Source organism: Pseudomonas wayambapalatensis, from assembly GCF_049942315.1.
Taxonomy (GTDB): domain Bacteria; phylum Pseudomonadota; class Gammaproteobacteria; order Pseudomonadales; family Pseudomonadaceae; genus Aquipseudomonas; species Aquipseudomonas wayambapalatensis.
In genome coordinates this window covers 1-18,537 of sequence record NZ_JBNFMU010000170.1, presented here as the reverse complement: position 1 = coordinate 18,537, position 18,537 = coordinate 1, and the positions used below count along the sequence as shown (strand labels likewise).

Sequence of the window (18,537 nt, the reverse complement as noted above, 5' to 3'; positions counted from 1 at the left end):
CGCCCCTAGGATAGCCCCACCTCCGGCGACAGACCGGCCAGCCAGGGTGTCCGCCAACGTGCGCACCCGGCCCAATCAACAACAACAATGGTGATACCGATGCTTTCCTGTGCCCGCCTCCCCGCAGTACCCCTCACGCTATTCCATGCACAGCGCCTGACGCGCTGATCCGCCCGAATCGTCCGTCCTTTCGCCGCGCCCTGCCTGGAGTACCGCCATGCTGACCTTCCTTGGCTTTGCCATGGTCATCACCTTCATGTACCTGATCATGACCAAGCGCCTGTCGGCCTTGATCGCCCTGATCCTGGTTCCGATCCTGTTCGCGCTGTTCGGCGGTTTCTCCGCCAAGATCGGCCCGATGATGCTCGAAGGCATCAGCAAGCTCGCGCCTACCGGCGTGATGCTGATGTTCGCCATCCTCTACTTCGCCCTGATGATCGACTCCGGCCTGTTCGACCCGGCCGTGCGCAAGATCCTCAAGCTGGTCAAGGGCGACCCGCTGAAAGTCTCGGTCGGCACCGCCGTGCTGGCTTTGGTGGTCTCGCTCGACGGTGACGGCGCCACCACCTACATGATCTGCTGCGCCGCCATGCTGCCGCTGTACAGCCGCCTGGGCATGAGCCCGCGAATCATGGCCGGCCTGATCATCCTCGCCGGTGGCGTGATGAACATGACCCCCTGGGGCGGCCCGACCGCCCGCGCTGCAAGCGCGCTGCACGTCGACCCTTCGGACATCTTCGTGCCGATGATCCCGGCCATGGCCTTCGGTGTGCTGGCGATCCTCGCCATCGCCTACATGTACGGCAAGCGCGAGCGTGCCCGCCTGGGTGAGCTGCACCTGCCGACCGACGACATCGACCACAGCGAAATCAGCGTGTCGCAGTTCCCCGAAGCGCGCCGCCCCAAGCTGATCTGGTTCAACGGTGCCCTGACCGCTGCCCTGATGGTCGCGCTGATCTGCGGCGTGTTGCCGCTGCCGGTGCTGTTCATGATCGCCTTCAGTATCGCCATGATCGTCAACTACCCCTGCCTGCAGCAGCAGAAAGACCGCATCGCCGCCCACGCCGGTAGCGTGCTGGCCGTGACCGGGCTGATCTTCGCCGCCGGTATCTTCACCGGCATCCTGTCCGGCACCGGCATGGTCGAGGCCATGTCCAAGAGCCTGCTGGCGGTGATCCCGGATGCGCTCGGCCCGTACCTGGCGGCCATTACCGCGATCGTCAGCATGCCGTTCACCTTCTTCATGTCCAATGACGCGTTCTACTACGGCGTGCTGCCGGTACTGGCCGAAGCTGCCAGCCACTACGGCATCACCCCGGTGGAAATGGCCCGTGCATCGATCGTCGGACAACCGGTACACCTGCTCAGCCCGCTGGTACCCTCCACCTACCTGCTGGTAGCCCTGGCAGGGATCGAATTCGGCGATCACCAGCGCTTCACCCTGAAGTGGGCAGTTCTGGTGTGCCTGTGCATAATGCTCGCCGCCTTGCTCATGGGAGTTTTCCCACTGATCAGTAGTCTGTAAGACAAGAGCACTACCCCACCGCGACACGCCCGCTCTCCCGGGCGCGTCGCCTTCATCGTTCGAAGGAATACACATGGAATGGCTGACCAGCCCGGAAATCTGGGTTGCCTTTTTCACCCTGACTGCACTCGAGATCGTGCTCGGGATCGACAACATCATCATGATCTCGATCCTGGTCAGCCGCATGCCCAAGCACATGCAGCCGCGCACGCGGATCTTCGGCCTGGCGCTGGCGATGGTCACCCGGATCATGCTGCTGCTCTCGATCACTTGGGTAATGCGCCTGACCGACGACCTGTTCGTAATCTTTGGCGAGGGCATTTCGGGGCGCGACCTGATCCTGTTCTTCGGCGGTCTGTTCCTGCTGTGGAAAAGCTCCCAGGAGATCTACCACGGCCTCGAGGGTGAGGACGAAGGCAGCGACGAACCCAAAGGCGCCGGCGGCAAGTTCTTCTACACCATCATCCAGATCGCCATCATCGACATCGTGTTCTCGCTGGACTCGGTGATCACCGCGGTGGGCATGGTCTCGCACGTGCCGGTGATGATCGCCGCGATCATCGTCGCCGTGCTGGTGATGATGCTGTGCGCCGGCACCATCAGCGACTTCATCGACAAGCACCCGTCGCTGAAGATGCTCGCGCTGTCGTTCCTGATCGTGGTCGGCACCGTGCTGATCGCCGAGTCCTTCGACGTGCACGTACCGAAGGGCTATGTGTACTTCGCCATGGCGTTCTCGCTGGCAGTGGAAGCGATCAACATCCGCATGCGTACTGCAATGGCGCGCAAGGAAGGCAAGGAGCATGATCCGGTGAAACTGCGCAAGGATATTCCGGGTCAGTAAGTACTGGACGTCACTGAAAAGGCCCTTCGGGGCCTTTTTCGTTTGTCTGCACTGGCTCTGAAACACCCAACATACTTGTGACAGAAATGTTTCAAATAAATGCCCGCCATGCCAAGCTGGCGACAACCGCGCAAAACAACTAAAGCTTCAGTGAGCACTGAATACAAAGCCCACCCCCGGGCCAGGCTCACGGCTTCACCCATTGGCCCCGCATTGGGGCATCGGTAAAAAGGGGGCCTCGAAACATGCTGACCCTGCTCAACCTGCTTTCCGCCGTGGCGCTGCTCGTCTGGGGCACGCATATCGTGCGCACCGGCATTCTTCGGGTTTACGGCTCGAACCTGCGCCGCGTGCTCAGCCAGAACATGGACCGTCGCGCGCTGGCCTTCATTGCCGGCATCGTCGTCACCGCCGTGGTGCAGAGCAGCAACGCCACCGCCATGCTGGTCACCTCCTTCGTCGGCCAGGGCCTGATGGCCATGACCCCAGCCCTGGCGATCATGCTCGGTGCCGACGTCGGTACCGCGCTGATGGCGCGGGTGCTGACCTTCGACCTGTCGTGGCTGTCGCCCCTGCTGGTGTTCGTCGGGGTGATCTTCTTCCTGTCGCGCAAGCAGACACGCCTCGGCCAGATGGGCCGAGTGGCCATCGGCCTGGGCCTGATCATCCTGGCACTTGAGCTGATCGTGCAGGCTGCTGCGCCGATCACCCATGCACAAGGGGTGAAAGTGCTGTTCGCCTCGCTGACCGGCGATATCCTGCTCGACGCCCTGGTCGGCGCCCTGTTCGCCATGATCACCTACTCCAGCCTCGCGGCCGTGCTGCTTACCGCGACCCTGGCCGGTGCAGAAGTGATCAGCCTGCCGGTGGCCATCGGCCTGGTGGTTGGCGCCAACATCGGCAGCGGCATGCTGGCCTTCATCAGCGCCCGCATGCAGAACGCTGCCGGGCGTCGCGTGGCCCTGGGCAGCCTGCTGTACAAGCTGATCGGCCTGCTGCTGATCATTCCGGTGCTGCACCCGCTGGTGGACTGGATGGACTCGCTGAGTTTCAGCCCGCAAGAGCTGGTGATCGGCTTCCATTTGCTCTACAACACCCTGCGTTGCCTGGTCATGCTGCCCACGGTCAAACCTATGGGACGCCTGTGCACCGCCCTGCTACCCGAACGCGAAGTCGCCAATGGTCAGGCCAAGCCCCGGCACCTCGACGCCTCGGCGCTGGAAACCCCCAGCCTGGCGTTGGCCAACGCAGCCCGCGAGACCCTGCGCCTGGGCGACATCGTCGACAGCCTGCTCGAGGCCATGCTCGGCGCCCTGCGCGGCAGCCAGACCGCACTACCACAACAGACCCGCGCCCTGGGCGAGGACGCCGAGGCCCTGTACAGCGCCATCAAGCTGTACCTGGCGCAGATGTCACGCGAGGATCTGAGCGAACAGGACAACCGGCGCTGGGCCGAGATCATCGAACTGTCGATCAACCTCAAGCTGGCCAGCGACCTGATCGAGCGCATGCTGCGCAAGGTGCAGCAGCAGAAGACCTCACAACGCCGGGAGTTCTCCCAGGTCGGCCTGGAAGAACTGACGGGCCTTCAAGAGCAACTGCTGGCCAACCTGCGCCTGGGCCTGTCGGTGTTCCTCAGCGCCGACCCTGAGAGCGCACGCCTGCTGTTGCGCGAGAAACGCCGCTTCCGCGCCCAGGAAAGGCGCCTGGCCCACGCCCATGTCAGCCGTCTGCAACGCAAAGTGGTGCAGAGTATCGAGACCAGTTCGCTACACTTGGAGCTGATCGCCGACATGAAGCGGTTGAACTCTTTGTTCTGCAGCAGTGCCTATGTGGTACTGGGCGGCGCGGACACCGGCGGGCTTCTGCTCGACAGCGTGCCGGACGACGCCCGCCTTTCCTGACCCCCGCACACCTGGAGACCGGCCCGGAAGCCCGCCCATGCGTTGCCTGACCTTCGTTTGCCTGATTCTCTGCAGCCTGCCCTCGTTCGCCCTCGACCGCTCACGGGTCGAAGGCTATCTGTTGCCCAACGGCCTGCAGGTGATCCTCAAGTCCGGGTACGAACGCGATCATGTGTCGATCCGCCTGGTGGTCGGCGTGGGCCTCGACGATTTCGAGTGCAAGCAGCGCGAGTTGCCGCACCTGCTCGAACACCTGCTGTTCAGCGGCATCGACGAAACCGGCGAAGGTGGCCTGGAAGAGCGCCTGCAGGCGCTGGGCGGGGAGTGGAACGCCTTCACCAGCGCTGCCGATACCACCTTCGTCATCGAGGCGCCGGCACGCAACCAGCGCAAGGTGCTCGACCTGTTGCTGGCGGCGGTGCGCGACACGAAGATCGACGCCAAGGCCCTGGCCACCGCCAAGAAAATCATCGAGCGCGAGGATGGCGGCCATTACGGCCACCTGCAACGCTGGCTGGACCGCCAGGACATCGGTCATCCGGCCAGCGACCAGCTGGCGGTGGAATTGGGGCTCAAATGCCCGGAGCGCTCGGATATCGACGGCATGACCCTGAAACAGGTGCAGGCCATGCGCGAGCATTGGTACGCCGCCAACAACATGAGCCTGATCGTCGTCGGCGGCCTCGACCGCCTGCTGCCGGCCTATCTGGAGCGCACCTACGGCGAGCTGCCAGCCACCGAGCCGGGCGAGCGACGCAACCTCGACAGCATCAGCCAGCAGGCCGAACAACGCCGCGACCTGATCCGCGGCTGGCTGGGCGATACCGCCAGGCTGCATTGGCTGTTCATCGAACCGGTGCTCGACAGCGACCACGACCAGACACTCGAGCTGCTCTCGCGTTACCTCGACTGGGCGCTGTACGACCAGTTGCGCCTGCGTCACGGCTTGTCGTACGGACCTTCGGTGCGGCGCGAAAGCTTCGGCGACAGCGGCATGCTCAGCCTCAACGCCGACCTTGAGCGCCAGGACATCGACGAGGCGGTGAAGGTGTTGCAGGAGCTGTTCGAGCACCTGCGCAAGCATGGCCTGGACCCGGACACCTTCGCCCGCCTCAAGGAGGCCGCGATTGCCCGCGAAAGCTGGACCACCCAGGGCAACAGTGCACTGGCCGACTATTACTGGGGCGCGCTGAACGACTACGACAACGGCCACTTCAGCGACCCGGTCGGCAAACTGCGCAAGGTCAGCCTCAAGCAGGCCAACGAGGCGCTACGGCTGTTGCTCAAGGAACCGGGCTACCTGCGTATCGAGAAACCGCTGCTGGGGTATGACGAGCTGTACGGGTTGGTGGCGCTGGGGTTGGGACTGATACTCGCCATCGGCCTGATCCGCAAAAGGCGCCAGCCGGCGGATCGCCCCAGCGGCGCTACACGCGACAGCTGATTCGGCGGTATCCTGTGCCGACCTCTTCGCGGGCAAGCCCGCTCCCACAGGTATCCCGCAGGTTTCAGCATCACCGGGTACTGGCTGCCAGAGGTACACCGTAGGCTTCAGCATCACCGGCTACTTGTGGGAGCGGGCTTGCCCGCGAAGAGGCCAGAACAGTCACCCCCTATCGCTGCCCATCCCCATGCCCCCCATACCCCACATCGTCCAACGCATCATCGAACTGCTCAAACGCTACCCGGGGGTCATCGCCCTCGGCGGCTTCCTGTCCGGAATCGGCAGTTTCATCCTGGTGGACCGCCAGGCCGGCCTCGCCAGCTGGATCGCCGTGCTGATGCTGGTCAGCTGGGTCTGGCTGATGCTCGAGAACACCCTGACCGGCCTGTTCGCGCGCACGTTCAAGCGCGAAATCCCGCAGCCGCTGCTGCGTTACGCCACCCAGATGATCCACCAGGAAAGCCTGTTCTTCGTCCTGCCGTTCTTCTTCATCACCACCACCTGGAACAGCGGCCAGCTGGTGTTCACCGGCCTGCTCGGCGCAGCGGGGCTGATCTCCATCGTCGATCCGCTGTACTACAAATGGCTCGCACCGCGGCGCTGGCTGTTCCTCGCGCTGCACACCCTGACCCTGTTCGCCGCACTGCTCACGGCGCTGCCGATCATCCTGCACCTGACCACCGCACAGAGCTTCAAGCTGGCGCTGATCGCGGCCATGGTGCTGTCGTTCCCGAGCCTGGCCAGCAGTTTCCCGATCAACACCTGGCGCCGCGCCGTGGCGCTGGTGCTGGTGACCCTGACCGTGGGTGGCGGCGGCTGGCTGCTGCGTTCATGGGTGCCACCGGCCACCCTGTGGATGACCGAAGTGGCGGTGACCACCGAGCTGCAGGACCGCCAGCCCGGCGAATCGCTGGACGAGATCGCCGCCAGCCGCATTCGCAGCGCGGGGCTGTACGCCTATACCGCAATCAACGCCCCACGCGGGCTGAACGAGCGGATCTATCACGTGTGGCAGCAGGACGGCAAAGAAGTCGACCGCATCGCCCTGGACATCCACGGTGGGCGCAAGGAAGGCTATCGGGCCTGGACCCACAAGCAGAACTTCCCGCCCAACCCCGTGGGCAAGTGGCAGGTGCGCGTGCTGACCGAGGATGGCCAGGTGATCGGCGTGCTGCGCTTCAAGGTGGTCGAGGATGTACCGGCGGGGTGAGGGTTCGGCACCGCGTCGCCGCCATCGCGGGGCAACCCCTACTGACACCGCACTCTTCCTGTAGGAGCAACTGTCTTGCTCAAAATCTAAAGGCCAGCCCAATCCCTGTAGGAGCGGGCTTGCCCCGCGATTGAAGCCACCGCTGCTGCAACAGGCTATGATCTGACCCACCGCCGTCGTGCAGAGTCAAAAGCATGGAGCCCAGCGCCACCCTCGACACCCGCCAGCACCCCGCGCGCCTACTGATCGCCGGCGACTGGACCCTGGCCCACTACACCAGCCTCAAGCGCGACAGCGAGCGCCTGCGCGACCAGTACGGTGCCGACACGATCGCCGACCTCAGCCAGCTTGGGCGCCTGGACACCGCCGGCGCCTCGCTGCTGGCCGAGTTGCTGGGCGCCGAGCGTCTGTCGCGCTGCACCGACGAGCTCCCCGAGGCCAGCCGGGCCTTGCTCAAGACGGTGTATTGCTCGGTGCAGGACTACTGCATCCCGATCAAGGAAGCCGAACAACCGGTCCTGCTGCAATTGCTCGCACGCATCGGCTGCGCCGTCGATACACTCTGGCAGGACACCCGGCAACTGCTCGGTTTCGTCGGCCTGATCCTCGCCACGCTCGCCACCCGACTCCTGCAACCGCACAAGTGGCGGGTCACCCCAGTGGTCGCACACATCGAGCAGACAGGCCTGGACGCCGCGCCCATCGTCGCCTTGCTGACCTTCCTGGTCGGCGCCGTAGTGGCCTTTCTAGGGGCCACGGTGCTGGCCGATTTCGGTGCGACGGTCTTTACCGTCGACCTGGTGGCTTTTTCTTTCCTGCGCGAATTCGCCGTGCTGCTCACCGCGATCCTGATGGCCGGGCGCACGGCCAGTGCCTTCACCGCGCAGCTCGGCTCGATGAAGGCCAACGAGGAGATCGACGCCATCCGCACCCTGGGCCTGAACCCCATCGAGCTGCTGGTGGTGCCGCGGGTCCTGGCGCTGCTGATCGCCTTGCCGCTGCTGACCTTCGTCGCCATGGTCTGCGGCATCGTCGGTGGCGCGGTGGTCTGTGCGCTGTCGCTGGACATTCCGCCGGCCATGTTCCTCTCGTTGCTGCAGAGCGACATCGGCGTGCAGCACTTCCTGGTCGGCCTGCTCAAGGCGCCGTTCTTCGCCTTCCTGATCGCCGCCATCGGCTGCCTGGAGGGCTTCAAGGTCAGCGGTAGCGCCGAGTCGGTCGGGGCACACACCACCTCGGCGGTGGTGCAGTCGATCTTCGTGGTCATCGTGCTGGATGCGGTGGCCGCGCTGTTCTTCATGGAGATGGGCTGGTGAGTGGTGCACGTGAAGCAGTGATCGAAGCCCGTGGCCTGTGCAACCGTTTCGGCAGCCAGAGCGTGCACGAGCAGCTCGACCTGGACCTGTACCGCGGCGAAATCCTCGCCGTGGTCGGCGGTTCGGGTAGCGGCAAGTCGGTGCTGCTGCGCAGCATCGTCGGCCTGCGGCGGCCTAACGAGGGCAGGGTGAAGGTGTTCGGCCAGGACCTGGCCACGCTGAACGACGACCAGCGCTCGCAGGTGGAACGGCGCTTCGGCGTGCTGTTCCAGAAAGGCGCGTTGTTCTCGTCGCTGACCGTCACCGAGAACGTCGCGCTGCCGTTGATCGAACATGCCGGGCTGTCACGCGCCGACGCCGAGCACCTGGCCGGGGTCAAGCTGGCACTGGCTGGGCTGCCGATCAGCGCCGCCGACAAGTACCCGGCCTCGCTGTCCGGCGGCATGATCAAGCGCGCGGCCCTGGCCCGCGCCCTGGCACTGGACCCGGATATCCTGTTCCTCGACGAACCCACGGCAGGGCTGGACCCGATCGGCGCCGCAGCCTTCGACCAACTGATCCTGACCCTGCGCGATGCCCTCGGCCTCTCGGTGCTCCTCATCACCCACGACCTGGACACCCTCTACACCATCACCGACCGGGTGGCGGTGCTGTCGCAGAAGAAAGTGCTGGTCGCAGGCCCGCTGGCCGAGGTCGAACGCACCGACGATCCCTGGATTCACGAATACTTTCACGGCCCGCGCGGACGTGCAGCCGAACAGGCCGCCGCAAGCGCGGGACAGGAGCACTGAACGATGGAAACCCGAGCTCATCATGTCCTCATCGGCCTGGTCACCGTGCTGGTGGTGGCTGGCGCCATGCTGTTCGGCCTGTGGCTGACCAAGTCCAGCGTCGACGACGCCTTCAAAGATTATGAAGTGGTGTTCAACGAGGCCGTTTCGGGCCTGTCCCGGGGCAGCGCGGTGCAGTACAACGGCATCAAGGTCGGCGATGTCAGCACCTTGCGCCTCGACCCGCAGGACCCGCGCCGGGTGCTGGCGCGCATCCGCCTGAGCGCCGATACACCGGTCAAGGAAGACACCCAGGCCAAGCTCACGCTCGCCGGGGTGACCGGCAACTCGTTCATCCAGCTCAGCGGTGGCACGCCGCAGAGCCCGTCGCTCAAGGGCAAGAACGGGCAGTTGCCGGTGATCGTCGCCTCGCCGTCGCCCATCTCACGCCTGCTCAACGACAGCAGCGACCTGGTGACCAACATCAACCTGCTACTGCACAACGCCAACCAGATGTTCTCGGAGAACAACATCGAGCGCCTGAGCAACACCCTGGCCAACCTCGAACAGACCACCGGTGCCTTCGCCAGCCAGAAGGGCGGCATCGCCCAGGCCATCGAGCAACTCGGCCAGGTCGGCAAGCAGGCCAGCGCCACCCTGGCCGAAACCCAGGCCCTGATGCGCAACGCCAATGGCCTGCTCGGCAGCGAAGGCAAGCAAGCCTTCGGCAGCGCGGAGCAGGCCATGCAGTCGCTGGCACAGAGCACCGCGACCATCAACGACTTGCTCAAGAACAACCGCGAAGCGCTCGACGACGGCGCCCAGGGCCTGAACCAACTGGCCCCGGCGATCCGCGAGCTGCGCGAAACCCTCAATGCCCTCAAGGGCATCTCTCGGCGCCTGGAGGCCGACCCCAGCGGCTACCTGCTGGGCCGCGACCCAAACAAGGAGTTCCAGCCATGAGGCCGTCCCTTCGCCTGCTCGTCGCAGGCAGCCTGCTGAGCCTGGCCAGCGCCTGCTCGATCCTGCCCCAGGCGGAGCCCATCGATACCTATCGCTTGCCGGTGAACCAACAGAGCCACCCGGCGACACCGGTGGACTGGTCGCTGCGCCTGAACAAGCCGCTGGCCAGCGAGGTCCTGGCCGGGCCGCGCATTGCCGTGATTGCGCAAGGCGACGTGATCAGCAGCTACAAGGGCGCGCGCTGGAGCGATCCGGTGCCACTGCTGGTGCGCAATCGCCTGCTCGATGCCTTCCAGCGTGACGGCCGGGTCCAGCGCCTGAGCGCCGATGACAGCAACCTGCAGGCTGACTACGAGCTGGTGGGCGAGCTGCAAGCGTTCCAGAGCGAATACCGCGAAGACGGGGTGCAGGTACTGATCCGCTACGACGCGCGGCTGGTGCAAGGGCGCAGCCAGCGCATCCTCGCCAGCCAACGCTTCGAGGTGCACCAGCCACTGGCCGACAAGCAGGTGCCGGCAGTGGTCAGTGGCTTCGGCGCGGCCAGTGACCAGCTCGCGCGCCAGGTGGTGGACTGGACGGTCGCCCAGGCCTCACGGATGCAGGCTCAGGCGAAGAACCAGTAGCAGACGAAGATCGCCGCGATCACCCCGGAAAGCTCGGCCAGCAGCGCGCAGCCCACCGCGTGGCGCACGCGCTGGATGCCCACGGCGCCGAAGTACACCGCCAGCACGTAGAAGGTGGTTTCGGTACTGCCCTGAATGGTGGCGGCCACTAGCGCAGGGAAGCTGTCGACACCGTGGGTCTGCATGGTCTCGATCAGCATCGCCCGCGCCGCACTGCCGGAGAACGGCTTGACCAGCGCCGTGGGCAGGCCTTCGACGAAGCGGCTGTCCACGCCCATCCACTCGACCGCATGGCGGATGCCCCCCAGCGCCAGCTCCAGCGCCCCGGAGGCGCGCAGCACACCCACCGCGACCAGCATCGCGACCAGATAGGGCAACAGGCTCTTGGCGACGTCGAAGCCCTCTTTGGCGCCTTCGACGAAGGCCTCGTAGACCTTCACCTTGCGCAACGCACCGATGACCAGGAACAGCATGATCACGCCGAACAGCGTCAGGTTGCCGAGGATCGACGACAGGCTCGCCAGCGCAGCCGCCGACAGCGCGCCCAGAAACGCCATGAAGCCGCCCAGCAGCAGGGCTCCGGGGATGAAATACGCCAGCACCACCGGATCCCACAGGCGCAGGCGCTGCATCACGGCGACCGACAGCAGGCCGACCAGGGTCGAGACGCTGGTCGCCAGCAGGATGGGCAGGAACACCAGCGTCGGGTCGGGGGCACCTTGCTGGGCGCGGTACATGAAGATGGTGACTGGCAGCAGGGTCAGCGACGAGGCGTTGAGCACCAGGAACAGGATCTGCGCGTTACTCGCCGTGGTGCTGCTGGGGTTGAGCTCCTGCAACGCGCGCATGGCCTTCAGGCCGATGGGCGTGGCGGCGTTGTCCAGGCCCAGGCCGTTGGCAGCGAAGTTCATGGTGATCAGCCCCAGGGCAGGGTGGCCGGGCGGCACTTCCGGCATCAGGCGTGCGAACAGCGGGCCGAGGACCTTGGCCAGCCATTCGACGATGCCGGCCTTTTCGGCAATCTTGAGAAAGCCCAGCCACAGGGTGAGGGTGCCGAACAGCAGGACCATGACCTCGACCGACAGCTTGGCCATGGCAAAGATGCTTTCGACCATCGCAGCGAAAATGCCAGCATTGCCGCCGACCAGCCACTGGGCCAGGGCGGAGATGGCCGCCACCACGAAAAAGCCGAGCCAGAGGCCGTTGAGCATCTGAAGTCCCCCTGAAAAATGCTCGAATGATAGCGCATAAGGCGCTCTGAATCCGACCCGCTCCCTGTGGGCGCAACTGTCTTGTTCAAAATCTAAAGGCCAGCCCAATCTCCCTGTGGGAGCGGCCTTGTGCCGCGATCGGGCGCGAAGCGGCCGCAAGTCAGGCGGCCGTGATCTTCCTGGAGCATCTCGGTGCCTGGTTTACGGCCGCTTCGCGCCCGATCGCGGCACAAGGCCGCTCCTACAGGGGATCGTGTCGGACTCCAGAATGCAAAAAGCCCCGACGGGTCGGGGCTCTTGCATGCAGCTCGAGGCTTACTGGTTGACGGTCTTGCCCGCCACCACGGCTTCTTTCTTCTTGCCGTTGGCCTGGAGCAGCGAGTTGTAGTACGCCTCGCCCTTGGCGCTGTCGTACATGCCTTGCCACTTGGCGATCACCACCGCGGCCAGGGCGTTACCCACTACGTTCAGCGCGGTACGGGCCATGTCCATGATGCGGTCGACACCGGCGATGAAGGCCAGGCCTTCCAGTGGAATGCCCACGCTGCCCAGGGTCGCCAGCAGCACCACGAAGGAAACGCCCGGCACGCCGGCGATACCCTTGGAGGTGACCATCAGGGTCAGCACCAGCAGCAGTTGCTGGCTGATCGACAGGTCGATGCCGTACAGCTGGGCGATGAAGATCGCAGCGATGCTCTGGTACAGGGTCGAACCGTCGAGGTTGAACGAGTAACCGGTCGGCACCACGAAGGAGCAGATCGACTTCGGCGCACCGTACTTCTCCATCTTCTCGATGACGCGTGGCAGCACGGTTTCGGAGCTGGAGGTCGAGTAGGCGAGGATCAGCTCGTCCTTCATGATGCGCATGATCTTGATGATCGAGAAGCCGAACACGCGCGCCACCAGGCCCAGCACCATGAAGGCGAAGAAGGCGATGGCGAAGTACACCAGCAGCACCAGCTTGGCCAGCGGCAGCAGGGAGGCGAAACCGAAGTTGGCGACGGTCGCGGCGATCAGGGCGAATACGCCGATCGGGGCATAGTTCATGATCATGTGGGTGACCTTGAACATGGTCTCCGACACGCCCTGGAAGGTACGCACCAGCGGCTCGCGCAGGTCGGCGTTGAGGCTGGAGAGGCCCATGCCGAACATGACCGAGAAGAAGATGATCGGCAGCATCTCGCCACGCATCAGCGCTGCGAAGATGTTCGACGGGATCAGGTTGAGCAGGGTCTCGATGAACGCATGCTCATGCTGTACCTCTGCAGCCGTGGCCTGGTACTTGGAGATGTCGACGGTGCCCAGGGTGCTCATGTCGATGCCGGCACCTGGGTGGAACACATTGGCCAGTACCAGACCGACGACGATGGCGATGGTGGTCACCACTTCGAAGTAGATGATGGTCTTCAGGCCGATGCTGCCCAGTTTCTTCGCGTCGCCAACCCCGGCGATGCCCACGATCAGCGACGAAATCACGATCGGGACGACGATCATCTTGATCAGGCGAATGAAGATGTCGCCGGCGGGCTGGAGGACGTTGCTGATCCACCATGCCTTTTCTGCACTGAAATGATTCAGTAGCGCGCCGACTGCAACGCCCAGGACAAGACCGATCACAATCTGCCAGGCGAGGCTCAGTTTTGCCTTCTTCATGTCGTTACCTTTGTTGTAGTGGTCATGGCCGACAGGTCGGAAAAGCGCATCCCAGAGCCGTTGGCAACGTCACGGGCAGCGATTGGCTTCCGTCCGGCGACCCTGTTCTCAGGTCACCGCCAGCGAGCGAACGAGCGCTCGGGCCAGCGAAAAAGGCGGCAACTATTGCGACGTGGACAGGGCCAGTCTAATGCCGGAAACGACTACCCCATGCCGAATCGGCATAAGAAAAGACCGCAAATCGGCCAATTCAGCGGCCATAAAATCCAGCCGTTCGGTTTTCCGAACAAGGCCAAACCGCCATTTTTAGGCAGAAACGACAGGATCAGTTCGAGGGTAGAGGAGGGTTGTTCGACAATCCGAATGGCACAAAAAGCACTGTGCGCACCGCACAATCGAGGGGAAAAAAATTCGATATACGGTTACGACAAAATGTGTCTTGAAGGGGAAATCGTACAAGTGCGCCCGAAAAGGCAAATCTGCGTGTGGACGCTTCGGAAGCCAGATCAGGCCGTCATGTCTTTTCCGACACCGCTGATCTGGATCTTCCGACGCTGTCTCTCCTGACCCGGCCCTCGTCGGAGGTACTCCCTGTACCCCTAGGCCACTCCGATCCTGAAGCGATCAGAACAGCCCGGCCCCCTGGTCATGTGCTGCCTCTCCTCGAGGCGGCGCATCATGGACGCCGCAACGGTAAGTACGTTCAGCGACCATATGATTACAATGCGCGACCGTTGGTCAGTACCAGTTCGGGTCGCGCTTGAGCTGCTCCTTCAGCAGCGCCTTCATGCCGTCGTCCGGCTTGCCCAGCCAGCGGTAATCCGCATGGCGGGTCGGCGACTTGTCCGAAGGCAAGCCTTCGGGAACCTCCACGAGCATCCCGTAGGCTTCATCCTTGTCCCAGCTGAAGGCCACGATCAGGCGCTTGTAGGTGCAGTTGTGGTCCGACTCGCAGAGAGGGCCGACCAGATACTTGTCGCCGTCCTCGGTCACAGCCGACATCTGCTGCGTCGAGCTGCCGCTGAGGTTGATCACCCACTCGGGCAAACGTTCTTCATTCTTTATGGTCTTCTGCCAAGTCTCTCGGTATTCCGGATCCGAACCCAGCAACTGGTTGGCCCGCACCTGGCCGTCATTGGCTGCCATCGCCGCAGAGCCACCGCCCAGAAGCAGGGCGGTGACCAGGGCCTTGCAGAGCATCCTGCTCATGGGCGTCAACCTCTACCGCGTCCGAAGAAGAAGGAAGCGACGAACAGGACCAGGAAGACGATGAACAGAATCTTCGCGATACCGGTTGCGGCGCCGGCGATACCACCGAAGCCCAGTACCGCGGCGACAATGGCGATGATCAGGAATGTGATGGCCCAACTCAGCATGATGACTCTCCTTTCTTTTCGGGATAGGGTCGGCGTGGCACCTAGAACACCCAGCGTTCCTGAGGAACGATGCTTTCCAGCGTGGCTGGCGAAGCCTTGGCCGAAGGCAGCGGCTGGGCGGCCTTGACCAGCGTGGTGGCATGAGCCGTCTTCAATTGCGTCAACAGCGCGGTCTGCGCCGCCACCTGATCGGCCAGGCGGGCGGTCTGCCAGCTGTGGTAGAACAGCCCGGCGGCAAGGGTCACGACCAACGCCATCGCGAGGTACAGAAACTGATGCAAGGGCAGTACTGCATCCTGCGAGCGGTTGACGGATTGGCGATTCATGCCGGCTCCTCCTGCTGTCTTTGTTATCCAAACCTTGAGGAGGTTATTGCAGCCTGCATGCCAGCTTTTAAGATGGATAAAAATCCTTATTAATCAACAAGTTACCCAGATTCAACGAAGAAGGTGAGGACGTATCCTGCACGATGCCTCTCGTCGACCCGTGCGTTTTGCACGATTCACCCTTCCACCTTGCTCGCCACCTTCAACAGATCGGCATCCACGCCGCGTACCCCGAGGATCTGCCCGGCAATCTGCACGGCAATGGTCTTCTGCTCCTGGCTGACCACTTCGCCAGACAGCCGCACCAGGCCTTCCTGGCTCGCCACCTTGATGTTCGGCCCGTCGAGATTGCGGCTATAGCGCAAGCTGCTTTGCACCTTGTCGATGATCCAGGCATCGCTGGGCTGCGGCCCTGTCGGCGCAGTCGGCGGGTTTTCACGGGCCTGGGCCATGGCTGCGGAATCCAGGCTGATCAGGTTGTTGACCAGGTACACACCCTCGCTGGTACGGGCGATCACGCCGGCCAGCTCCTTGGCCTCGACGTTGTCGACGCGACCGCGCATGGTCACCACGCCGTCGCGGCTCTCGACCTCGATCGGCGCCTTTTGCGTTATCCGGCTCCAGAGCAGGCGCGCGCGGATGATCGCGGTCAGGGTGGCGTCCTCCAGGCGCTGGGCGTAGGCACGTCGCTCAAGCGGCTGCTCCGCCAGCTCGGCATTGACCTGCAGACGGTTGTCCACCCGCTCGATGCCGCGAGTGGCCAAGGCGACACGCTCGGCCAGGTCGCGCTCGACGGGGTTTTCCACCTCGCCGCTGAGACGCGCCTGCTGGCCCTCCACCTGCACCTCGATGCGGAACGGATTGAGCACCTTGTTGAGGGAAACCGCAGTCTGCACGGCCCCCTCCAGTCGCGCATCCTGCAACGGGTCGGCGACAGCAGGGCCGATTACCAGCAGCAGGCCGGCAGCCAGGGCGCAATGACGCATGAACAAAGGCATGGCACTTCTCCTTTTCGTAACAAATCCAGGCACTTTCGCAACCTGCGTGCCAGCGTTCTCGAGTACCTGAAACTCTATTTATTTCAATCTGTTAGCCAACAAACAGGGCAACAGCTAGCATGCATAGGGCGGAATCCTTCAGAATCGACCATGCAACTTGCCCGATTTTTCCGACACTAACTGAGATCAATCCCAAAGGAGCGCAGGAAAAATGGAGTCAGCCCAGGACAACCAAGGCCGCATTCTGCTGGTGGACGACGAGTCCGCGATCCTGCGCACCTTCCGTTACTGCCTCGAAGACGAGGGCTACAGCGTCGCCACCGCCAACAGCGCCGCTCAGGCAGAGACCCTGTTGCAACGCCAGGTGTTCGATCTGTGCTTCCTCGACCTGCGCCTGGGAGAAGACAACGGCCTCGATGTGCTGGCACAGATGCGCATCCAGGCGCCCTGGATGCGCGTGGTGATCGTCACCGCGCACTCGGCGATCGACACCGCGGTGGATGCCATCCAGGCCGGCGCCGCCGACTATCTGGTCAAACCCTGCAGCCCCGACCAGTTGCGCCTGGCCACCGCCAAGCAACTGGAGGTGCGCCAGCTGTCGGCGCGCCTGGAAGCGCTGGAAGGTGAAGTGCGCAAGCCCAAGGACGGCCTCGACTCGCACAGCCCGCAAATGATGGCGGTGCTGGAAACCGCGCGGCAGGTGGCGACCACCGATGCCAATATCCTCATCCTGGGGGAGTCCGGCACCGGCAAGGGCGAGCTGGCCCGCGCCATTCACGGCTGGAGCAAGCGCGCGCGCAAGGCCTGCGTGACCATCAACTGCCCCTCGCTGAACGCCGAGCTGATGGAAAGCGAGCTGTTTGGTCATACCCGCGGGGCCTTCACCGGCGCCAGCGAGAGCACGCTCGGGCGGGTCAGCCAGGCAGACGGCGGCACGCTGTTCCTCGACGAAATCGGTGATTTCCCACTGACCTTGCAGCCCAAACTGCTGCGCTTCATCCAGGACAAGGAATACGAAAGGGTCGGCGATCCGGTCACCCGTCGGGCCGACGTTCGCATCCTTGCCGCGACCAACCTCAACCTTGAGGAGATGGTGCGCGAAAGCCGCTTCCGTGAAGACTTGCTGTACCGCCTCAACGTCATCACCCTGCACCTGCCGCCACTGCGCGAGCGTAGCGAGGACATCCTCACGCTCGCCGATCGCTTCCTCGCCCGCTTCGTGAAGGAGTATTCGCGCCCGGCGCGCGGGTTCAGCGAGGAGGCCCGGGCGGCCCTGCTCAACTACCGCTGGCCGGGCAACATCCGCGAACTGCGCAACGTGGTGGAGCGCGCCAGCATCATCTGCCCGCAGGAACGCGTGGAAATCGGCCATCTGGGGATGGGCGAGCAGCCCACCGGCAACGCCCCGAAGGTTGGCGCAGCGTTGAGCCTCGATGAGCTGGAGCGCGCCCACATCGGTGCCGTCCTGGCGGCCAGCGATACCCTCGACCAGGCCGCCAAGACCCTCGGTATCGATGCCTCCACCCTGTACCGCAAGCGCAAGCAGTACAAACTGTGAAGTGGCCCATGAAGCTGCGCACGCGGCTGTTTCTCAGCATCTCGGCACTGGTGACGGTCGCACTGCTGGGCTTGCTGCTGGGGCTGGTCAGCGTGCTGCAGATGGCTGCGGTGCAGCAGAGGCTGGTGCGCGACACCACCCATACCCTGGAAGTGGGGCTCAAGCTGCGGCAGAACCTGGGTGAGCAGTTGAACCTGATACTCGATGCAGATACCGATCCGAAAAGCCTGGTGAACCTGCAGGAAAACTTCCAGGCGCTACTGGTATCGGGCTTAGAGCAGGGCGGTGAACGTACCGGGTTCAGCAAGGCCAGCAGCAACTACCAGGCCTTCCTCCAGGCCTATCGCGACAGCCCCTCACCGTCGCGCAGCATGGGCGTCGACGACCCCTTGGGCGCTGCGTTCAACCAGGTTCGTACCGACCTGATCGACTCGCACAAGCAGGCGTTGGAGCACATTTCCCGCAGCGAGGAACATGCCCGCGACCATGCCTTGCTGGTCAGTGGTGCATTGGGCCTGATGGGCCTTGCGGTGGTGGTGCTGGGCTTCATCACCGCGCATAACATCGCCCGTCGCTTCGGCCAGCCGATCGAGGCCCTGGCCAAGGCAGCCGATCAGGTTGGCCAGGGCAACTTCGACGTTACCCTGCCTGTGACCCAAGCCACCGAACTCAACCAATTGACCCGCCGTTTCGGCCTGATGGCCGACGCCCTGCGCAAGCACCAGGCCACCAATATCGACGAACTGCTGGCCGGCCAGCAACGCCTGCAGGCCGTGCTCGACAGCATCGACGACGGCCTGCTGGTCATCGATCGCC

The 18,537-nt window shown here is 63.9% G+C and carries 17 protein-coding genes; 11 read left to right on the top strand and 6 right to left on the bottom strand.

Translation table 11 applies throughout. The annotated features are described in order from the left end of the window. Positions 1–217: 217 nt before the first annotated feature. The 9 genes from ACPZMI_RS11525 (at position 218) to ACPZMI_RS11485 (ending at position 10,599) form a co-directional block, all read left to right on the top strand. Positions 218–1,525, top strand: coding sequence for a CitMHS family transporter (locus ACPZMI_RS11525; protein WP_186721059.1), 1,308 nt, complete (start codon positions 218–220; stop codon positions 1,523–1,525). A 73-nt stretch (positions 1,526–1,598) separates the two neighbouring features. Then, positions 1,599–2,369, top strand: a complete 771-nt coding sequence (locus ACPZMI_RS11520) for a TerC family protein (RefSeq protein WP_186669919.1) — start codon at positions 1,599–1,601, stop codon at positions 2,367–2,369. 245 nt (positions 2,370–2,614) lie between these two features. Continuing rightward, positions 2,615–4,273: a Na/Pi cotransporter family protein gene (locus tag ACPZMI_RS11515; protein WP_288377641.1), complete on the top strand. Its 1,659-nt coding sequence runs from the start codon at positions 2,615–2,617 to the stop codon at positions 4,271–4,273. Between the two features lie 37 nt (positions 4,274–4,310). Further along, positions 4,311–5,717 (top strand): M16 family metallopeptidase, encoded by a 1,407-nt coding sequence (locus ACPZMI_RS11510; protein WP_186669921.1) that lies wholly within the window; start codon positions 4,311–4,313, stop codon positions 5,715–5,717. Between the two features lie 187 nt (positions 5,718–5,904). After that, positions 5,905–6,927, top strand: coding sequence for a DUF5924 family protein (locus tag ACPZMI_RS11505; protein WP_186669922.1), 1,023 nt, complete (start codon positions 5,905–5,907; stop codon positions 6,925–6,927). 194 nt (positions 6,928–7,121) lie between these two features. Next, positions 7,122–8,243 (top strand): ABC transporter permease, encoded by a 1,122-nt coding sequence (locus ACPZMI_RS11500; RefSeq protein WP_186669923.1) that lies wholly within the window; start codon positions 7,122–7,124, stop codon positions 8,241–8,243. Next, positions 8,240–9,034 (top strand): ABC transporter ATP-binding protein, encoded by a 795-nt coding sequence (locus tag ACPZMI_RS11495; protein ID WP_426352257.1) that lies wholly within the window; start codon positions 8,240–8,242, stop codon positions 9,032–9,034. Before ACPZMI_RS11500 ends, ACPZMI_RS11495 begins: the two co-directional genes overlap by 4 nt. Before the next feature lie 3 nt (positions 9,035–9,037). Then, a complete protein-coding gene (locus tag ACPZMI_RS11490) occupies positions 9,038–9,976 on the top strand; it encodes an MlaD family protein (RefSeq protein ID WP_186669926.1) in 939 nt (312 codons plus the stop codon). After that, positions 9,973–10,599, top strand: a complete 627-nt coding sequence (locus tag ACPZMI_RS11485; protein WP_411383560.1) for an ABC-type transport auxiliary lipoprotein family protein — start codon at positions 9,973–9,975, stop codon at positions 10,597–10,599. Before ACPZMI_RS11490 ends, ACPZMI_RS11485 begins: the two co-directional genes overlap by 4 nt. On the opposite strand, the gene ACPZMI_RS11480 is transcribed toward ACPZMI_RS11485, so the two are convergent. The 6 genes from ACPZMI_RS11480 to ACPZMI_RS11455 all read right to left on the bottom strand — a co-directional run bounded on the left by ACPZMI_RS11480 (position 10,581) and on the right by ACPZMI_RS11455 (position 16,163). After that, positions 10,581–11,810, bottom strand: coding sequence for a nucleoside recognition domain-containing protein (locus ACPZMI_RS11480; protein WP_426352256.1), 1,230 nt, complete (start codon positions 11,808–11,810; stop codon positions 10,581–10,583). The two genes, ACPZMI_RS11485 and ACPZMI_RS11480, sit on opposite strands and share 19 nt — an antisense overlap. Positions 11,811–12,125: 315 nt before the next feature. Further along, positions 12,126–13,463 (bottom strand): glutamate/aspartate:proton symporter GltP, encoded by a 1,338-nt coding sequence (gene gltP, locus ACPZMI_RS11475; RefSeq protein ID WP_186669929.1) that lies wholly within the window; start codon positions 13,461–13,463, stop codon positions 12,126–12,128. 738 nt (positions 13,464–14,201) lie between these two features. Continuing rightward, the gene (locus ACPZMI_RS11470; RefSeq protein ID WP_186709808.1) at positions 14,202–14,672 is read right to left on the bottom strand and encodes an inhibitor of vertebrate lysozyme family protein; all 471 of its coding nucleotides are present in this window, start codon (positions 14,670–14,672) and stop codon (positions 14,202–14,204) included. Positions 14,673–14,677: 5 nt separating this feature from the next. Further along, positions 14,678–14,839 carry a DUF1328 domain-containing protein gene (locus tag ACPZMI_RS11465; RefSeq protein WP_003252966.1) on the bottom strand — a complete coding sequence of 54 codons (162 nt, stop codon included), beginning with the start codon at positions 14,837–14,839 and terminating at the stop codon, positions 14,678–14,680. A gap of 41 nt (positions 14,840–14,880) precedes the next feature. Next, a complete protein-coding gene (locus ACPZMI_RS11460; protein WP_186669933.1) occupies positions 14,881–15,165 on the bottom strand; it encodes a hypothetical protein in 285 nt (94 codons plus the stop codon). 176 nt (positions 15,166–15,341) lie between these two features. Further along, complete coding sequence (locus ACPZMI_RS11455) at positions 15,342–16,163, bottom strand: BON domain-containing protein (protein WP_186709811.1); 822 nt, start codon at positions 16,161–16,163, stop codon at positions 15,342–15,344. A gap of 211 nt (positions 16,164–16,374) precedes the next feature. Here ACPZMI_RS11455 and algB point away from each other — a divergent pair, with 211 nt between their 5' ends. Together algB and ACPZMI_RS11445 are read left to right on the top strand one after the other, a co-directional pair. Next, positions 16,375–17,721: a sigma-54-dependent response regulator transcription factor AlgB gene (gene algB / locus ACPZMI_RS11450; protein ID WP_186669937.1), complete on the top strand. Its 1,347-nt coding sequence runs from the start codon at positions 16,375–16,377 to the stop codon at positions 17,719–17,721. 8 nt (positions 17,722–17,729) lie between these two features. Further along, positions 17,730–18,537, top strand: an 808-nt coding sequence (locus ACPZMI_RS11445) for a KinB sensor domain-containing domain (protein WP_426352255.1), incomplete at its 3' end; no start/stop codon positions are given.

Coding starts and splice junctions, on each gene's coding strand:
- ACPZMI_RS11455 (WP_186709811.1), bottom strand. CDS start 16,163: ATGCCTTTGTTCATGCGTCATTGCGCCCTGGCTGCCGGCCTGCTGCTG.
- ACPZMI_RS11480 (WP_426352256.1), bottom strand. CDS start 11,810: ATGCTCAACGGCCTCTGGCTCGGCTTTTTCGTGGTGGCGGCCATCTCC.
- gltP (WP_186669929.1), bottom strand. CDS start 13,463: ATGAAGAAGGCAAAACTGAGCCTCGCCTGGCAGATTGTGATCGGTCTT.
- ACPZMI_RS11490 (WP_186669926.1), top strand. CDS start 9,038: ATGGAAACCCGAGCTCATCATGTCCTCATCGGCCTGGTCACCGTGCTG.
- ACPZMI_RS11465 (WP_003252966.1), bottom strand. CDS start 14,839: ATGCTGAGTTGGGCCATCACATTCCTGATCATCGCCATTGTCGCCGCG.
- ACPZMI_RS11510 (WP_186669921.1), top strand. CDS start 4,311: ATGCGTTGCCTGACCTTCGTTTGCCTGATTCTCTGCAGCCTGCCCTCG.
- ACPZMI_RS11520 (WP_186669919.1), top strand. CDS start 1,599: ATGGAATGGCTGACCAGCCCGGAAATCTGGGTTGCCTTTTTCACCCTG.
- ACPZMI_RS11505 (WP_186669922.1), top strand. CDS start 5,905: ATGCCCCCCATACCCCACATCGTCCAACGCATCATCGAACTGCTCAAA.
- ACPZMI_RS11470 (WP_186709808.1), bottom strand. CDS start 14,672: ATGAGCAGGATGCTCTGCAAGGCCCTGGTCACCGCCCTGCTTCTGGGC.
- ACPZMI_RS11525 (WP_186721059.1), top strand. CDS start 218: ATGCTGACCTTCCTTGGCTTTGCCATGGTCATCACCTTCATGTACCTG.
- ACPZMI_RS11485 (WP_411383560.1), top strand. CDS start 9,973: ATGAGGCCGTCCCTTCGCCTGCTCGTCGCAGGCAGCCTGCTGAGCCTG.
- ACPZMI_RS11515 (WP_288377641.1), top strand. CDS start 2,615: ATGCTGACCCTGCTCAACCTGCTTTCCGCCGTGGCGCTGCTCGTCTGG.
- ACPZMI_RS11500 (WP_186669923.1), top strand. CDS start 7,122: ATGGAGCCCAGCGCCACCCTCGACACCCGCCAGCACCCCGCGCGCCTA.
- algB (WP_186669937.1), top strand. CDS start 16,375: ATGGAGTCAGCCCAGGACAACCAAGGCCGCATTCTGCTGGTGGACGAC.
- ACPZMI_RS11460 (WP_186669933.1), bottom strand. CDS start 15,165: ATGAATCGCCAATCCGTCAACCGCTCGCAGGATGCAGTACTGCCCTTG.